The following is a 17314-nucleotide window of genomic DNA, read 5'->3' as shown; positions in this document are numbered from 1 at the left end:
GGATATGATTCAGGGCGGAAGGAGATGAAAAGAATGAAATCAGGAATTCATCCAAACTACAAAACAGTTAAGGTGACTTGCGCATGCGGAAACGAATTCGAAACTGGTTCTGTAAAGAACGAGATTCGCGTTGAAACTTGCTCTGAGTGCCACCCATTCTATACTGGACGTCAGAAGTTTGCTGAAGCTGGCGGACGTGTTGACCGCTTCAACAAGAAATACGGTCTTAAAAACAACCAGTAATAGTATTATAAGAAACGACCAAACAGGCAAGAAGCTTTGTGACTTGCCTGTTTTTTATTTTGCATTTTTTAAAAAAATTGCCTGTATTTTGGGTACATAAATTTATTTTTGTGAACTTTATTAATGTGTCTGGATTCAGCATCTTTTTTTGTTATAATGGAAAAAGCTGAAAAAAGTGTCGAACTTTTAACCAGGCTTTTTTCGTACCTTTATGGCATGAAGAAGCCGTAAAAATACGAAAAAAGCTTATTGTAGGGCAGCGCTTTTAAGGTCTTACCAAAGCGCTTGTACTATTTAATTTTTGTCCCGCGAGGAAGGAGAGGCCGACCATGTACGTTATGAAACAAAGCGGTTGGATCGAATTGATCTGCGGCAGCATGTTTTCGGGTAAATCCGAAGAACTGATCCGCCGCGTGCGCAGAACTCAATTTGCCAAGCAAAAAATTGCTGTATTCAAGCCTGCGATTGATAACCGCTACAGCGAAGAATCGGTTGTATCACATAACGGAACTGCAGTTACTGCAAAGCCCGTTGCCAACTCTATTGATATTTTCAAGCATATTAACCCTGAAATTGATGTCATTGCCATTGATGAAGTGCAATTTTTTGACAATGAAATCCTGCAGGTGATCCAGCATCTTGCAGACAGCGGCTACCGCGTCATCGTTGCCGGACTTGACCAGGATTTCCGCGGAGAGCCATTTGGCCAGATGCCTGCGTTGATGGCTGTTGCAGAAATTGTGACCAAGCTTCAGGCTGTGTGTGCGGTGTGTGGTTCGCCATCTAGCCGAACACAGCGTTTGATCAACGGCAAGCCAGCCTCTTATGATGATCCAGTCATTCTCGTTGGTGCGTCCGAATCGTACGAACCACGATGCAGACACCATCATGAAGTTCCAAAATCACCAAACGAGCTTAAGATCGAGAAAACGACTGAAAGCTTAACATAATGATGAATCCTCCCGGGTGCGGGGGGATTTTTTGTTGAAATTCCCTGATATTGGGTGAAAGTGCAATTAAGTTATGTAATGGTGCAATTATGACAATGGACGGTGCAATTAATGCTTCCTAACGTCAATTATTACTCTTGAACGTGCAATTGTAGGGGCTGAGCAAGAGAATAATTTTTCCAGTTGCTGATTTTTCTTGAAAAATGTTGATTTAGAAGCTCAACAAATACTGTTTCAATGCATTTCAGCAGCTATTTGGGGCAACCTAACAGCGGGAGGTGCCATAATTTGAAAAAATTACTCATGTTGTTTGTGCTTGCGATAGTTATGGTTTCAGGATGTGGCCAGGATAATACAGATTCAGTCTATGACAAGGATGAAGACCAGGCTGGCGTGGACCTGAATAGGGATCATGACGGTGTTCGCGAAGGAGATGGCCCGAATTTCACGAGGGACCAGGATGACGGCATGACAATGACCGACCAGAATCCGAATTTGCTGAATACAGATAATGAAAACCACCATAGTTTTTCACAGGATGTGCAAAAAGCGAAGGACGTCATTTCTGATGCTGGCTATGAACCGGGTTCCATCTGGATTAACGGCGGCGAAATGAACGTAACCGCACAACTTCAAGGGCGCGTAACCAGAAAAGATCGTGAAAATGCCCAAAAGACATTGCAGGAAAAGCTGTCTAAAGCATTGCCGCGCTACGATATTAATGTTGATATTGAATAATTTTTTAGCAGCGCCACAGCATGCTCGAAACTAGGGCATGCTTTTTCTGATGCCTGTACAAGGCGTTCAAGCTTTTTCGTTATACATAAGATAAATGTATAGGACCGCTTCCGCTTTTCCATTCACAATGGCTTTGACTGAGGGTGTCACCTATACTATAATTAGAATGTTATGCTATGTTGAACTATCGGACCTGTTGCGGAAATACACAGGCAAGAATAAATTTATAATCCAATTTTCAAGGCTATAAAAATAGAGGTGAGTGTCCGTGTTTGATCGTCTTCAAGCAGTTGAGGATCGTTATGAAAGATTGAATGAGCTATTGAGTGACCCGGAAGTTGTCAATGATTCCAAAAAGCTCCGCGAGTATTCAAAGGAGCAGTCTGACATCCAGGATACTGTCATGGCTTATCGCGAATATAAGGAAGTTAAAGAGCAGCTGACAGATGCGAAAGCGATGCTCGAGGATAAGCTCGATGCTGACATGCGTGAAATGGTCAAGGAAGAAATCTCCGAGCTAGAACCGCGCATTGAGGAGCTTGAAGCTCGTATCAAGCTTCTGCTTATCCCTAAAGATCCTAACGATGACAAAAACGTTATTATGGAAATCCGCGGCGCTGCAGGCGGCGATGAAGCTGCGCTATTCGCAGGTGACCTTTACAGGATGTACAGCCGTTATGCTGAATCACAGGGCTGGAAGACTGAAGTCATCGATGCCAGCACGACTGGCGTAGGCGGCTTCAAGGAAATCATTTTCATGATCAATGGGAATGGTGCTTATTCCAAAATGAAGTTCGAAAACGGTGCGCACCGCGTACAGCGTGTTCCTGAAACGGAATCAGGCGGACGTATCCATACTTCAACAGCGACGGTTGCATGTCTTCCGGAAGCAGAAGAAGTGGAAATCGAGCTGCATGACAAAGACATCCGCTTTGATGCCTTCGCATCGAGCGGCGCCGGCGGACAGTCTGTTAACACGACAATGTCAGCTGTACGTCTGACGCATATCCCAACTGGAATCGTCGTATCATGCCAGGATGAAAAATCTCAGCATAAAAACAAAGACAAGGCGATGAAGGTACTTCGTGCCCGCGTCTATGACAAGTTCCAGCAGGAAGCACAGGCAGAGTATGACCAGGTCCGTAAGTCAGCTGTAGGTACCGGGGATCGCTCCGAGCGGATCCGTACGTACAACTTCCCGCAAAACCGCGTGACCGACCACCGTATCGGCCTGACAATCCAGAAGCTTGACCAGATCCTTCAGGGCAAGATGGATGAGATCATCGAAGCGCTAATTATGGAAGACCAATCTCAAAGACTTGAGAGTGCGAACAATGACTAATGTGAAAATATTTGAAGCCCTCAATTGGGCTTCTTCTTTTTTAAAAGAACATAAACGTGAGGAGTTCGCCGGTGAACTTTTGCTGCGGCACTATTCCGGACTGTCCCGAACGTCAATGCTCGCGATGATGCGTGACGAGCTTGATGGGGAAGTGTGGACCGAGTTTCAGGCTGCTGTAAAAAGACATGCGGCTGGCGAGCCGATTCAATATATCATTGGCTCAGAGGAGTTTTACGGCCGCCGCTTCCTTGTGAATGAGCATGTGCTGATTCCCCGGCCGGAGACGGAGGAGCTTGTTTATGGAACGCTTCAGCGTCTGGAAAAGCTTTTTGGGGAGAATGGTCAAACTAACCTTGTCGATGTCGGCACCGGGAGTGGGGCTATATCGGTTACCTTAAAGTTGGAAAAACCAGAAATGAAGGTAACAGCTACCGATTTATCTGACGATGCCCTCGAGGTGGCGCGGAAAAATGCAAGCGAACTTGACGCGGAAATCGAATTTTTACATGGAGATCTCCTGCAGCCGCTCATTTTACAGGGGAAAAAGGTTGATGCCGTCATCTCGAACCCGCCATATATCCCGGTTGCTGACCAGGAATGGATGTCCGATATCGTGACGGAACATGAGCCTCATATGGCTCTTTTTGCAGGCGAAGATGGACTGGACCTGTATCGCCGGTTCATGGAGGAACTTCCACTGGTATTGAAGGAGAAGGCATTGGTCGGCTTTGAAATCGGCGCTGGCCAGGGCGAAGCAGTACGTGCGCTTCTGGAAAAAACCTTCCCGCATGCCAAGGTAGAAGTTGTTTTTGATATTAATGGCAAGGACCGGATGGTGTTTGCGGAAATGGACTCCTAAAAAAGGGAGTCCAATTTTTTTTCAAAATTACTAGTTTAAGAATCTATCAATCTGTCCACACTGTGACTAGTGAAGGGACGGTGCGAAAGATGATGATGAAAAAATCAGCGGCTATTTTATACATACTCTTATTATGTGCAGGTACCATTTTAAGTTTATATACACCAAAAAATGAAGTGACAGCGAAGGAAGCATTGGTCATCCCTAACGAGGCGATCCGCCTAAGGATTCTTGCTGACAGCGATCTCGAGAAAGACCAGAATATCAAACGTCAAATCCGCGACGAAGTGAACAAAGAAATCACGAAATGGGTGCAGGAACTGACTTCAATCGAGGCTGCTCGGGAAGTCATCAAATCCAAGCTTCCAGAAATCCAGGCAATCGCTGAAAGAGTTATCGCAGCAGGAGGTTCAAATCATTCTGTAAAAACTGAGTTTGACAAAGTCCAGTTTCCTACTAAGTTATATGGTCAATTACTTTATCCGGCAGGCGAGTACGAAGCAATCCTCATCACGATTGGTGAAGGAAAAGGCGCAAACTGGTGGTGCGTCCTCTACCCGCCACTATGCTTCCTGGATTTTTCAAACGGAGAAGCAACAAGCGAAGGCTTCGACGAAAACGACGACAAAGGCGATGTAAAGGCTGATGCTGAAGACGAGGAAGTAGAGGAGAATAAGAGCAAAAAAGGCAAAAAAACTGTCTATGAAGGCAGCGAAGAAGAAGAAGTGGAGGTAACATTCTTCCTCGTTGAGATTTGGAATAGAATATTTGGATAAAAATAGCCCCTGCGTAGGTTGCGGGGGCTGTTTTTAGCGTGGAACTTGAGTTTTATTGGCGAATTTAAAAATAATTCGACCACATTTTAAATTATTCTGGCGGATTTTTAAATAATTCAACCACATTTTGAATTAATTCGACCACTTTATCGAATAATTCGACCAACTGAGGATATTCCGCTCATGATTGACCTTCTTTCGAGTTGTTAGCCATTAATACGCTGCGATTAAATATTCTGTGCAAATCTCTCATCTGGAATCTTGTTGAGCATCACATAAAGTGTGACTGGCTCTGTTCCAGTGTTTTTATAGGCAAGCTCTTCTGTTCCGCTCACATGTACTGTTTCATTCGCAGCTGCCACCACTTCTTCACCGTCAATCGTAAAAGTGCCTTCTCCCTGCATCGTAAGAATAAACACTTCTGTACCTGGATGTGTGTGCTTTGGCAGCTCCTGGCCTGGCATGAAGTTCAACAGGAACACTGTGCTTTCCCCTTTTTTGAAGACAATCCTCTTAGTAAAACGTTCCTCGCTAAATTCCTGGTATTGTGTTAATGACTGTTTTTCCATCATAAATTCCTCCTTATTGTCTGTTAATCATAATGGGTGCAATCTGGCTCAAACGCTCGAACAGGGCCTTTCCACCCTCAGTTTCGATTAAACCTGTTTCCGTAAGTGTTTCGTGCATTAGCTTCAGCCATGCCTGGGCGCGCACCGGTGTGATATCGAATAGCATATGTCTCACCCTCATATTAGGAGGTCCAAATTCGTCGCTGTAAAGCGCGCCTCCGCCGGTCAGCTGGGTGAGGAACATCCATTGCTTCCGCTTGATTTCATCCATATCACCTTCGAACAAAGGGCTGAGCTCCTCATTTTCATACACCTTAGGATAGAAAGTATCAACTATCCTGCGGATTGATTCGTCTCCGCCGATCTTTTCGTATATTGTTTTTATTTCCATGCCGTTCCCCCTTTTTGAGAAAGGTTTTCAATTGAATTAATTTTATTATAACCATATAAAACAGGCAGGATAGTGACTTAAATCACTCACTTATGAATTTTTCACTATGAGTAGCTAGGAAACATTAGCTAGCTTCTCTTAAGAAATACTTGGTAAAGAAGGAAAAATGACTGTCTGAATTTCCAAATATATTACATTTTTCAAACAAGCATATTACATTCCCCTGATACTAGTTTTAGGTTAGGAGATTCCGGATATTCAAGGTAGTGTAACATCAAAACTTAGATTTCAAGGAGGATGAGTAAAATGGCTAAAAACAATAACAATGATAAGATGTCACGTGAAGAACGAGGACGCATGGGCGGCGAAGCTACAAGCCAAAACCATGGCAGCGATTTCTATCAGGAAATCGGCCGTAAAGGCGGCGAAGCAACTTCCAACAATCACGATCAAGATTTCTATCAGGAAATTGGCCGCAAAGGCGGAGAGGCTACTGCCGAGAGCCATGACAGCGAATTCTACCAGGAAATCGGAAAAAAAGGTGGCGAATCAACATCTGAAAGCCACGACAAGAACTTCTATCAGGAGATCGGCCGCAAAGGCGGAGAAGCGACTTCTGAAAATCATGACCGGAGCTTCTATGAAGAAATCGGTGAAAAAGGCGGCAATGCCCGCAACAACAATAACAAATAATATGGCTTAGAAGCCAGGATCTAAAAGATGCACGGCAGCTTTCATTTAATGAAGGCTGCCGTGTTTTCTTTTTCTATCAGGAATTAGGTTCTACTTTTTATCTTCTATCATATTCATTTAGTAGAATCTTATTTTTGAGGTGAATAATATGACATGGAAAATCAGAAGTGCGAATCAAGAGGATATACCAAAGTTGGAGGCCTTTTTAAAAGAGGCAGGAGTTAGCCCTGAAGGTTTGAATGACTCAATCAAAAATTTTTCGCTGATGGAAAACCGGGACGGGGAGCTGAAGGCATGCCTTGGGGTAGAGCCAGTGGATAAAGCAGGCTTGCTCCGTTCATTTGTCGTGTCCCCACAAATTGGCCAGCCAGATTTGATGCTTCTGTTTAAAAGAGCATTCCTTACTGCGAAAAACCAGGATTTGGACGAGCTTTACCTCGTTACTAACAAGATGAGTGCCGTTTCCTTTTTCAGCAGCCTTGGTTTTGAGCTGGTTAACCAATCAGAGCTTCCGGATTCTCTTCTTGAAAAAAGCCATTTAAAACAAGTTCTAACTGTGGATAACTCCGCAATTATGAAAATAATTCTGTAAATTGTGGATTAGTCCACAAAGTTATCCACGGTTTCGTTAAAATTATACACAATTTGTGGATAAAAACTTGTGTTCGTCTAATTCTTCTTTTATACTTTCATAGAAATATACTAGTTTAGCGAGAAGTAAAAGGTGGATGTACATGCAAACACAAATGTGGACAGTGGATAAGAATGTGGATAATTTAAAAACATATCCACAAATCATCGAAGCTGCACAAAAATTGAAGCAAAATGAAGTAGTAGCGTTTCCGACAGAAACGGTTTATGGCCTCGGCGGCAACGCAGAAAGCGATGAAGCCGTCTTGAAAATATTTGAAGCAAAAGGAAGACCTGGGGATAACCCGTTGATCGTGCATATTGCAAATCGTGAGCAGATTCATTCTTTTGTAAAAGAAATTCCTGATCAGGCAGCGGTTTTAATGGATGCCTTTTGGCCGGGTCCGTTGACGATTATCCTTGAAAAAAAGGAAGGTGCGCTTTCCGAAAAAGCAACTGCTGGGTTGTCCACAGTTGCTGTCAGGATGCCCGACCACCCGATCGCACTGGCGATTATAGAAGCATCCGGTTTGCCACTGGCAGCCCCGAGCGCAAACCTGTCAGGCAAGCCGAGCCCGACGACTGCGAATCACGTTGCCGATGATTTGACGGGACGGATTACCGGAATTGTCGATGGCGGAGCGACCGGAGTAGGCCTTGAATCAACAGTTGTCGATTGCACCGGTGAGATTCCTGCGATTTTAAGACCGGGCGGCGTAACAAAGGAACAACTGGAGGAAGTAGTCGGTGAAATCACCGTCGATCCAGCCCTGAAAGATTCAAATCAGGCACCAAAATCCCCTGGAATGAAATATCGTCACTATGCACCAAATGCGCCTTTCTATCTTGTGGATGGAACTAGAGAACAAATCCAGCAGCTGGTAAATGAAAAGCGGGTGGAAGGCCTGAAAGTCGGCGTGATGACAACAAAGGAAAACCAAGATTTTTATGACGCTAGCACGGTGATTGCTTGCGGCGAAAGAGCAAGACTCGAAACAGTCGCAGAAGCGCTCTATGATACACTCCGAGCCTTCAATCAGGAAGAGCTCGATATCATTTTTGGCGAGATTTTCCCGGAGCATGGTGTCGGCCAAGCAATAATGAATCGGCTGTCAAAAGCTTCAGGACTGCCGATTATTGAAAAATAGAGACTTAGAGAGAAGCGCTTCGGTTGTTGAAGCGCTTTTAGTATTAAGATTAGATTGCGGAAAATACCAGTTGGGAACGAAATAATACTAGTTGGTCACGATTTAAAAACCATCTTAATACCAGTTGAAGCAAATGACACTCCCTGAAAATATCCTTGTGGACAAAACTGCTAATCATTTCGAAACCTGAAAATTCCATACTTCTAAATCCTTTTGGACGTGCATATGCTGAATTAGCAAGTCCGAGGGGGCGAAGACATGGCAGCAATAGCCGGCGAATTATTCACACTTATGTTGATGGCATTTGCGTTGGGAATGGATGCCTTTTCCGTTGGTCTCGGAATGGGCATGTTCAGACTGACGAAAAGGCATATATTTAAAATTGGCGTCACGATTGGTTTGTTCCATGTGTGGATGCCGCTGCTTGGAATGGTGGCTGGGAGATTTTTGTCCGAGCAGTTCGGGGCAATAGCTGGATATATTGGCGGCCTGCTCTTGATCGTGCTGGGTGTCCAGATGATCTGGGCAAGCTTCAAGGAAGATGAGACAAGCGTGATTACCCCGGTTGGCAAGGGTTTATTTATTTTTGCCCTCAGCGTCAGCCTTGACAGTTTTTCAGTAGGACTGACACTTGGCATTTACGGCGCAAGGACGCTGCTTGTACTGATCTGTTTTGGTGTAGCGGCAATGGTCCTTACGTGGGCGGGCCTCCTGGTTGGAAAAAGAGTGCAGGGTTGGCTTGGTACATACAGTGAGGCCTTGGGTGGCAGCATTTTGCTCGCTTTCGGGCTCAAATTGCTTCTTCCTCTATAAAACTTTTTTAAGCACCTGCTCGTCAGGTGTATTTTTTTACATAAAACTTTCATGTACCTGCCAGACAGGTGTTTTTTCTCTAGCAAAATGAAAATGCTGGCCGATTATCATATAATGGAGAAAAGTTATTCACAGGAGGGACAAGCATGGCGCGCATCTTATTTGTCTGTACCGGAAACACATGCCGCAGCCCGATGGCAGAAGCGGTTTTAAAAAGCAAAAAGTTGCCTGGAGTCGAGGTGAAATCGGCAGGAGTTTATGCTCCGAATGGTGCGGAGGCTTCTGTCAACGCGAAGACCGTGCTCGAGGAAAACAATATCACCCATGATCATCGCTCCTCAACATTAACAAAAGAAAGCATCGACTGGGCAACTTTAGTTTTGACGATGACACAGAGTCATAAAGGCTTGATCTTGAGCCAGTACCCAGACGCTGCGGATAAAACTTTTACATTGAAAGAATTTGCTGATGAAAAGGGAAACCTGGATGTGGCAGATCCATTTGGCGGCAATGAACAAATTTATCGCGAAGCTTTTAGAGAAATTCAAAAAAGTATCGAAAGAATCTTAGATAAAATCCGATAATACTCATGAGGAAGTTTTTATTAATTTTCAGGGGGATTATCAGTGGGGTCTAAACGCAGCTACAAAATGGGATTAAGAAAGAAAATGGTCATGCTGACGACTGTGTTGGCGATCATCACTTATTCAACAAGCGCATTTTTTATTTATTTCCTGTATCCTTACGTTCAAAATTTCATTGAAATCAATTCAGTCGTTTTTAATGTTGCAGTTCTTGGAATGGGGATTTTCTGGTCAGGGATGCTTGCGTATATGGCTGCCGGCCTGATTACAAAGCCATTGCAAAGGCTTGAGCAGTCTGCATTAAAAGCAGCGAATGGTGAAATTGGCGAGAATGCAGAAGTTTCAAAATCAGATGACGAGATCCGCTCTTTGGGACTGGCCTTCAATAATATGCTCGCAAATCTGCGTGAGATGGTCCGCCAGATTGATAGTAACTTCAAAGAAACAAATGAAAAAGTCATCCAGATTTCCGGGCAGTCTGCCGCAGCATCTGAGCAGGCGTCGATCATCTCGACAACGATCAAAGAGATTGCCGCTGGGGCGGATTCTTCAGCATTATCTACACAGACAACTGCAGAGTCTGTCGATGAAGTCATCCGAATCGCCGAGGATGTGCAGGAAAAAGCGCGGACATCTGAATCCATTTCAGTGGAAATGGTGAAAGACTTGCAGGAATCGAAGAATGCAATCCATTCACTGATTTCCGGCATCGAGACACTTGCAAATGATAACCGTGAATCACTTGGGACGGTAAAAAGATTGGAAGAAAACGCAGCAAAAGTAGAGCAAATCATCCAGCTTGTTGGCGATATCGCAGCACAGACGAATTTGCTAGCGTTGAATGCATCGATTGAAGCAGCAAGGGCTGGCGAGCACGGAAAAGGATTTGCTGTCGTTGCCGAAGAAGTCAGGAAGCTTGCTGACCAGAGTGCGGACGCGGTCCAGGGGATTTCTGAACTGATCCAGAACATCCAGTCTGAAGTCCAGAATGTTGTCGGCCAGATCAGCAGACAGGTTGAAACGGCGAACGGAGAAGCGAAAAAAGGCGAGAAAACGAACCAGGTGATCGACGCGATGACCTCAACGATTCATGAGATGGCAGACGTCATTCATACCATCGCCGCCTTAGTTGAAACACAAATGGAAACGATCCAGCACACATCAACCCAATCGCAGGAAATGGCAGCAATCGCAGAAGAAACATCCGCCGGAGCGGTCAGCGTAGCATCAGCAGCTGAACAGCAGGCAGAAGTCATCGCGAATGTCGAAGACCTGGCGGTTGAATTGAAGAATCAAGCTGAAAAATTAAAAGGTACGATTACGAAGTTTTCGTTATAGAATTTGGACCACAGCTGGATGATGCTGTGGTTTTATTTTGTGTAAAATGTTACTTGGTCGATATATTGGGGAATGTGGTCGATAAAATTGAAAATCCGCTGATATAATTCGAGATGTGGTCGATAAAATTGAAAAAGTGGTCGATAAATTCAAAAATCCGCTGAAATAAATCAAAATGTGTTCGATATCCTTTTGGATTTGAGGCATTTTCGGGTTGTCTTGTCACTTTTTATTAAAGCGATTTCATCTCTTCCATGCAAACTGACCCGTTTTCTTTATAAATCTCATCGAATATGAGAAAATAACGATAGATTTGATCGCCCCGCGAGCCGGGATTACATAGGAGGATTTTACAATGAAAGTTGCTATTGCTTCAGACCATGGCGGAGTGAATATCCGCGAAGAAATTAAGAGTTTGATGGACGAAATGAATATCCAGTACGAAGATTTCGGATGCGAATGCGGTACATCTGTTGATTATCCGGACTATGCGCTTCCGGTTGCTGAGAAAGTGGCGAACGGTGAGTTCGATAAAGGGATCCTGATTTGCGGAACAGGCATTGGCATGAGTATTGCGGCTAACAAGGTAAAAGGAATCAGATGCGCGCTTGTGCATGACGTATTCAGCGCAAAGGCGACACGCCAGCACAATGACACCAATGTACTGGCAATGGGCGAACGTGTCATCGGACCAGGTTTAGCGCGTGAAATCGCAGCAACATGGCTATCTACGGAATTCGAAGGCGGTCGCCACGAAAACCGCGTCGGTAAAATAAAGGACTATGAAAACAGATAGGCTGGAGGACTTCCAGCATATTTTCCAAACATTAATCTTAGGGAGGCGCTGACACTGTCTATTGAACAATGGGAAGCAGAATTGAACTCCATCCTTACTGAATTTAATGAGCAAGTCCAACTGAAAAAAGGCCAGGTGCTGGTCGTCGGCTGCAGCACGAGTGAAATCATCGGCCAGCGGATTGGCACGGCTGGTACAGACGAGGTTGCGGAAATGGTATTCGGGCAGCTCCGTGAACTGCAGGGTAAAACGGGTATCCAGCTGGCGTTCCAGTGTTGCGAGCATTTGAACCGGGCGATTGTCGTCGAGCGGGAAACGGCTGAACATAAGCAGCTGGATGAAGTGACCGTGATACCGGTGAGGAAGGCGGGCGGCGCGATGGCAGCTTACGCGTACAAAAATCTTGATGACGCGGTGGTTGTAGAATTCATCAAGGCTGACGCCGGCATTGATATTGGTGACACGCTGATTGGCATGCAAATGAAGCATGTCGCTGTGCCTGTACGTGTTCAGCAAAAGAGCATTGGCCATGCGCATGTTACTCTGGCGAAGACGAGGCCGAAGCTGATCGGCGGCGCTCGTGCAGTTTACGAGCAAACGAAGGAAAACGAGTCTTGCTGATAGAGTTGGGAAACTAGGTTTTACTGACAGGGGAAAGGTATTGAAGGAAACTGCAGGCCTGATATTCAGATCTACTTTTACCTTCCTCCTTTTCTTTCATTATAATATCGGCTAAAATAAGAATGAATTTTCTAATAAATGAACAAGGGAATACATATAAGAGGGGGAACTTAAGTGAAGCACTTGTCACAGCAGGACAGCCAGCTATACGCTGCAATGCAGGATGAATTGAAGCGTCAGCGCACGAAAATCGAATTGATCGCATCAGAGAACTTTGTCAGTGAAGCCGTAATGGAAGCGCAGGGGTCTGTACTTACAAATAAGTATGCAGAGGGCTATCCAGGCCGCCGCTACTATGGCGGATGCGAATATGTCGATGTTGCTGAAAATATTGCCCGCGATCGCGCGAAGGAAATCTTCGGAGCAGAGCACGTGAATGTTCAGCCGCACTCGGGCGCACAAGCCAATATGGCTGTTTATTTCACGATTCTTGAGCAGGGAGACACTGTGCTTGGGATGAATCTTTCCCACGGTGGGCACTTGACGCACGGTAGCCCGGTAAACTTCAGCGGCATCCAGTATAATTTCGTCGAGTACGGTGTCGATGAAGTTACACATACAATCAACTATGATGTTGTTCTAGAAAAAGCTCGTGAGCACAAGCCGAAGCTGATCGTTGCCGGTGCAAGTGCTTACCCAAGAGCGATTGACTTCAAGCGTTTCCGTGAAATCGCTGATGAAGTGGGCGCTTATTTGATGGTCGATATGGCGCATATCGCTGGTCTTGTCGCAGCTGGCCTCCATCAGAATCCGGTGCCATACGCTGACTTTGTTACAACGACGACTCATAAAACTCTTCGCGGCCCGCGCGGCGGAATGATTCTCTGCAAAGAAGAATTCGCGAAGAAAATCGATAAATCAATCTTCCCTGGAATTCAGGGTGGCCCGCTTATGCACGTGATCGCTGCGAAAGCAGTAGCATTCGGCGAAGCGCTTCAGGATTCTTTTAAAGAATACGCGCAGAATATCATTTCGAATGCCAACCGCCTTGCTGAAGGCTTGAAGAAGGAAGGAATCGACCTTGTATCCGGCGGAACAGACAACCATTTGTTATTGGTAGACTTGCGTTCACTTGGCCTGACTGGAAAAGTAGCAGAAAAGGTTCTTGATGATATCGGCATCACTGTCAATAAGAATACGATTCCATTCGATCCGGAAAGCCCATTTGTAACAAGCGGAGTCCGCATCGGTACAGCCGCAGTCACAAGCCGCGGTTTCGGGCATGAAGAAATGGACGAAATCGCTTCAATCATTGCCTTCACATTGAAAAATCACGAAGACGAGGCGAAGCTGGAAGAAGCAAGCAAACGCGTCGAAGATTTGACAAGCAAGTTTGAACTATATCCAGAGAGATAAGATTTTTACCCGGCGGCCCTCCATGAATGAGGGCCGCTTTTTCCGGGAAAAATCATTACACTGTAGCGGTTGCTTGTACAGAGGTTTTTCTGTAAAATTATACGAAGTGTGATTCAACAGATCTTACATATAACAGACAGGTGTTCACAACTCATTTACCTTTAAAAGGAGCGATACACATGGCAAAAGTATACGTATTTGACCATCCATTGATCCAGCATAAACTTACTTATATCCGCGAAAAAAGCACAGGCACAAAGGAATTCCGCGAGCTTGTAGATGAAGTTGCAACGCTGATGGCGTTCGAAATCACGCGTGACATGCCGCTTGAGGAAATTGAAATTGAAACACCAGTCGAAAAGACAAAATCAAAAGTTCTTTCAGGCAAGAAGCTCGGCATCATCCCGATTCTTCGTGCAGGAATCGGAATGGTTGACGGCATCCTGAAGTTGATCCCGGCAGCGAAAGTGGGCCATATCGGACTTTACCGCGATCCAGAAACATTAATGCCGGTTGAATACTATGTAAAACTTCCAAGTGACGTCGAAGAGCGCGATTTCATCGTCGTCGATCCAATGCTTGCGACAGGCGGATCTGCAGTAGAAGCGATCAACTCTCTTAAAAAGCGCGGCGCAAAGCATATCAAATTCATGTGTTTGATTGCCGCTCCTGAAGGGGTAGAAACGGTAAAAGAAGCGCACCCTGATGTAGACATTTACATTGCTGCACTAGATGAAAAGCTGAATGACCACGGATACATCGTACCTGGACTGGGAGACGCAGGAGATCGTTTATTCGGGACAAAATAAGGAGATTTTACTGATGCACCTCTTTAAATAGAGGTGCTTTTTTTCGTTATGGGATTAGAATTATTCTAGTTCGCGGAATTAAGGGTTGATTTCGCGGAATTATGGAACTTTTTCGCGGAATTCAACACTTTTTTCGCGGAATTGCACAGCGTTTTCGCGGAATAAATGTAATCTGAATACAAAACTCCCTTAAATGAGACGCTAAGTTAAAAGGGAGGGGCTATTTTTCATGAAAAAGCGTAATTTTTTCTTAATTCTTCTATCAATAGCAATCCTCACTGCATTCGAACCGCAAAAACGGGAGCTCCCGCCGATTCCTCAAGAAGATCCCCAGACTGAAAAAGTTGCGATCGTGCTGATGGAGCAGCCGGTGGAAGAACAGCAAATCAAAAATCAGCTAAAAAACCTAAAAAACACAAAGCTCCGCCGCATCTTCACGCATGCGGTCAATGGATATTCCGTTAAGGGACCTATCTGCGAGCTTCAACAGCTTGAAAAATCCAATGACATCCAATTTTTATCCGAAGTAAATACGTACAAGGTTGAGAACTCAGCCCACCTGCCAAACCGATACAAGCCAAGCGAAAGCTTTATCGATAATTTCGAATTGATTGGAACGGAGGCAGTCCGCGGGCTTCTTGATGAAAAAGGCAATCGTCTAACGGGGAAGGGTGTGACGATCGGCGTAATCGACACAGGGATCGATTATGAGCATCCTGACTTGCGGAGAAGTTTTTCCGGGGGCCATGACCTGGTTGATGGCGATGATGATCCGATGGAAACGAAGGGTGCCGGCTTTAGAAGCACCCTGCACGGAACGCATGTGGCGGGCGTCATCGCAGCGAATGGAAGAATGCGAGGGATGGCTCCCGATGCGAAAATAATTGCCTACCGGGCGCTGGGTCCAGGTGGCAGCGGAACGACAGAACAGGTCATAGCTGCTATTGATGAAGCGATAAAGGATAAGGTGGATATCCTGAATCTTTCGCTCGGAAATGATGTTAATGGTCCGGACCTCCCCATCAGCTTGGCGCTCAATAAGGCGGTCGATGAAGGAATCGTCGCCGTAACTTCATCCGGGAATTCGGGTCCTAATCGCTGGACTGTGGGCTCACCGGGTACGGCTTCAAAAGCCATTTCAGTAGGTGCGTCAACACCTCCAATGCAGGTGCCGTATCTCAACGCCCCAGGACTATCTAAAGAAATACGGCTAGAACTTTTACAGGGTTCGGACAATTGGAACATTACCCAAAGTGAAAACCTTGTATTTGCAGGACTGGGCACGAAAGAGGAGGTGAAGAGTGTAAGGGATAAGCTCGTGTTAGTAGAACGGGGTAAGCTTACTTTTACCGAAAAAGCGAAGAATGCACTTCAAGCTGGCGCAATCGGGGTGATCATCTATAACAACACAAAGGGAACATTCTTTGGAAACCTCGAAGAGAATCTGCCAATCCCAGTGGCCGCGATCAGTAAAGAAGCAGGATTGGCGCTAAAAAAACATCTCAATAAAAACTCGATGCTGATCCGCATGAATTTAATAGAAGAAAGAGATATACTTGCTGACTTCAGCTCCCGCGGGCCGGTGACTGTCACATGGGAAATCAAGCCGGACATCGTCGCTCCCGGCGTTGCGATCAACAGTACAATTCCAGGAGGCTACCTCCCGCTGCAGGGAACGAGTATGGCAGCGCCCCATATTGCAGGAGCGGCAGCCCTGATCAAGCAGGCCCATCCCGATTGGACCCCGGCTGAAATCAAGGCGGCAATCATGAACACGGCCAAGGATATTAGCGACCGTGACGGCATTAGGTACCGGACATTCGAGCAGGGAGCAGGAAGAATCCAGCTGGAGGCAGCGATCAATACGGAGAGCCTGGTCATTCCAGGGTCGCTTCAATTCGGTAAATTCCAGCTTGCCGATAATATGCATCGTCATAGTGCGAAGCTTTCAGTCAAAAATACAAGTTCAGCCACTAAAACTTATTCATTTTCTATTCCAAAAAAAGAACAGGGAATAGAATGGGAGCTTCCAATGAGCTTTTCGCTGAAACCGAATGAAGCGAAAAACTTGGAGCTAGCGATGAAAGCCACTCCGGATTTGTTAAAAGATAAAATCCATGATGGCAGCCTCGTTATGGATGATGGGAAAAACAAGATAAGGATTCCATACTTGTATGTTCTGGAAGAACCGGATTACCCGCGGGTGATGGGCTTCGACTTCGCGCCGGCAGATAACGGTAAGGCTTATCGCTATGAAGTCTATTTGCCGGGAGGAGCAGACGAATTTGGCATCGCGCTTTTTGATCCAGATCAATACCGCTTCGTCGGATTCCTTGATTGGGGAAGAAAGCTGGAAAAGGGAATGGTAGGAAAGGAAATACCTCTGGAAAAATTGCCGGAAGAAGGACTTTACCTTGCCAAAGTATTCGCAAAGAAAAAAGGGCGAGAGAGCACGATAGACGCGATGATTTTTATAGGTAAAAATATAAGGTCTGGAGAGCACGATTGAAGCAGTGGTTTATAAATAATACAAGGGCCGGAGAAAGGTAATTCCTTTCCGGCCCTATATTATTTTCATTAAACTATTTGTTTTCTCGC

The 17314-nt window shown here is 45.4% G+C and carries 19 protein-coding genes; 17 read left to right on the top strand and 2 right to left on the bottom strand.

Features of this window, described 5'->3' with window-relative positions; translation table 11 throughout:
- The first annotated feature begins 33 nt into the window (after window positions 1–33).
- The 6 genes from rpmE (at window position 34) to spoIIR (ending at window position 4908) form a co-directional block, all read left to right on the top strand.
- Complete coding sequence (gene rpmE, locus AC0VX7_RS22970) at window positions 34–243, top strand: 50S ribosomal protein L31 (RefSeq protein ID WP_041964628.1); 210 nt, start codon at window positions 34–36, stop codon at window positions 241–243.
- A 329-nt stretch (window positions 244–572) separates the two neighbouring features.
- Window positions 573–1193 (top strand): thymidine kinase, encoded by a 621-nt coding sequence (locus AC0VX7_RS22965; protein WP_475426081.1) that lies wholly within the window; start codon window positions 573–575, stop codon window positions 1191–1193.
- Window positions 1194–1481: 288 nt separating this feature from the next.
- Complete coding sequence (locus tag AC0VX7_RS22960) at window positions 1482–1931, top strand: hypothetical protein (RefSeq protein WP_475426080.1); 450 nt, start codon at window positions 1482–1484, stop codon at window positions 1929–1931.
- Between the two features lie 268 nt (window positions 1932–2199).
- Window positions 2200–3273, top strand: coding sequence for a peptide chain release factor 1 (gene prfA, locus AC0VX7_RS22955; RefSeq protein ID WP_475426079.1), 1074 nt, complete (start codon window positions 2200–2202; stop codon window positions 3271–3273).
- Complete coding sequence (gene prmC / locus AC0VX7_RS22950) at window positions 3266–4132, top strand: peptide chain release factor N(5)-glutamine methyltransferase (RefSeq protein ID WP_475426078.1); 867 nt, start codon at window positions 3266–3268, stop codon at window positions 4130–4132. Before prfA ends, prmC begins: the two co-directional genes overlap by 8 nt.
- Window positions 4133–4221: 89 nt before the next feature.
- Window positions 4222–4908: a stage II sporulation protein R gene (spoIIR, locus tag AC0VX7_RS22945; protein WP_475426077.1), complete on the top strand. Its 687-nt coding sequence runs from the start codon at window positions 4222–4224 to the stop codon at window positions 4906–4908.
- 227 nt (window positions 4909–5135) lie between these two features.
- Here spoIIR and AC0VX7_RS22940 read toward each other — a convergent pair whose 3' ends face one another.
- Entirely contained in the window at window positions 5136–5480 is a 345-nt protein-coding gene (locus AC0VX7_RS22940) for a cupin domain-containing protein (protein WP_475426076.1), read from the bottom strand.
- 10 nt (window positions 5481–5490) lie between these two features.
- The gene (locus AC0VX7_RS22935) at window positions 5491–5868 is read right to left on the bottom strand and encodes a globin domain-containing protein (RefSeq protein ID WP_475426075.1); all 378 of its coding nucleotides are present in this window, start codon (window positions 5866–5868) and stop codon (window positions 5491–5493) included.
- A 306-nt stretch (window positions 5869–6174) separates the two neighbouring features.
- Here AC0VX7_RS22935 and AC0VX7_RS22930 point away from each other — a divergent pair, with 306 nt between their 5' ends.
- The 11 genes from AC0VX7_RS22930 (at window position 6175) to AC0VX7_RS22880 (ending at window position 17225) form a co-directional block, all read left to right on the top strand.
- Window positions 6175–6561, top strand: a complete 387-nt coding sequence (locus AC0VX7_RS22930) for a KGG domain-containing protein (protein ID WP_041964623.1) — start codon at window positions 6175–6177, stop codon at window positions 6559–6561.
- A 148-nt stretch (window positions 6562–6709) separates the two neighbouring features.
- On the top strand, window positions 6710–7153 hold the full coding sequence (locus AC0VX7_RS22925; protein ID WP_475426074.1) for a GNAT family N-acetyltransferase: 444 nt from the start codon (window positions 6710–6712) through the stop codon (window positions 7151–7153).
- Between the two features lie 142 nt (window positions 7154–7295).
- Complete coding sequence (locus AC0VX7_RS22920) at window positions 7296–8339, top strand: L-threonylcarbamoyladenylate synthase (protein WP_475426073.1); 1044 nt, start codon at window positions 7296–7298, stop codon at window positions 8337–8339.
- Between the two features lie 258 nt (window positions 8340–8597).
- Window positions 8598–9152, top strand: coding sequence for a manganese efflux pump MntP (locus AC0VX7_RS22915; RefSeq protein ID WP_475426072.1), 555 nt, complete (start codon window positions 8598–8600; stop codon window positions 9150–9152).
- Window positions 9153–9298: 146 nt separating this feature from the next.
- Entirely contained in the window at window positions 9299–9736 is a 438-nt protein-coding gene (locus AC0VX7_RS22910) for a low molecular weight protein arginine phosphatase (protein WP_475426071.1), read from the top strand.
- A gap of 42 nt (window positions 9737–9778) precedes the next feature.
- A complete protein-coding gene (locus tag AC0VX7_RS22905; protein WP_475426070.1) occupies window positions 9779–11074 on the top strand; it encodes a methyl-accepting chemotaxis protein in 1296 nt (431 codons plus the stop codon).
- Between the two features lie 355 nt (window positions 11075–11429).
- Window positions 11430–11870: a ribose 5-phosphate isomerase B gene (gene rpiB / locus AC0VX7_RS22900; protein ID WP_475426069.1), complete on the top strand. Its 441-nt coding sequence runs from the start codon at window positions 11430–11432 to the stop codon at window positions 11868–11870.
- A gap of 48 nt (window positions 11871–11918) precedes the next feature.
- The gene (locus tag AC0VX7_RS22895) at window positions 11919–12491 is read left to right on the top strand and encodes a TIGR01440 family protein (protein WP_475428230.1); all 573 of its coding nucleotides are present in this window, start codon (window positions 11919–11921) and stop codon (window positions 12489–12491) included.
- Between the two features lie 174 nt (window positions 12492–12665).
- Window positions 12666–13907, top strand: a complete 1242-nt coding sequence (locus AC0VX7_RS22890; protein WP_475426068.1) for a serine hydroxymethyltransferase — start codon at window positions 12666–12668, stop codon at window positions 13905–13907.
- A 179-nt stretch (window positions 13908–14086) separates the two neighbouring features.
- The gene (gene upp / locus AC0VX7_RS22885) at window positions 14087–14716 is read left to right on the top strand and encodes a uracil phosphoribosyltransferase (protein WP_079506306.1); all 630 of its coding nucleotides are present in this window, start codon (window positions 14087–14089) and stop codon (window positions 14714–14716) included.
- 229 nt (window positions 14717–14945) lie between these two features.
- Entirely contained in the window at window positions 14946–17225 is a 2280-nt protein-coding gene (locus tag AC0VX7_RS22880; protein ID WP_475426067.1) for a S8 family serine peptidase, read from the top strand.
- Window positions 17226–17314 lie beyond the last annotated feature (89 nt).

It is taken from the genome of Mesobacillus sp. QJM3NY_10 (assembly GCF_056173465.1).
The sequence above is the reverse complement of the archived record's forward strand: the minus strand, read 5'-3'. Positions and strand labels throughout refer to the sequence as shown.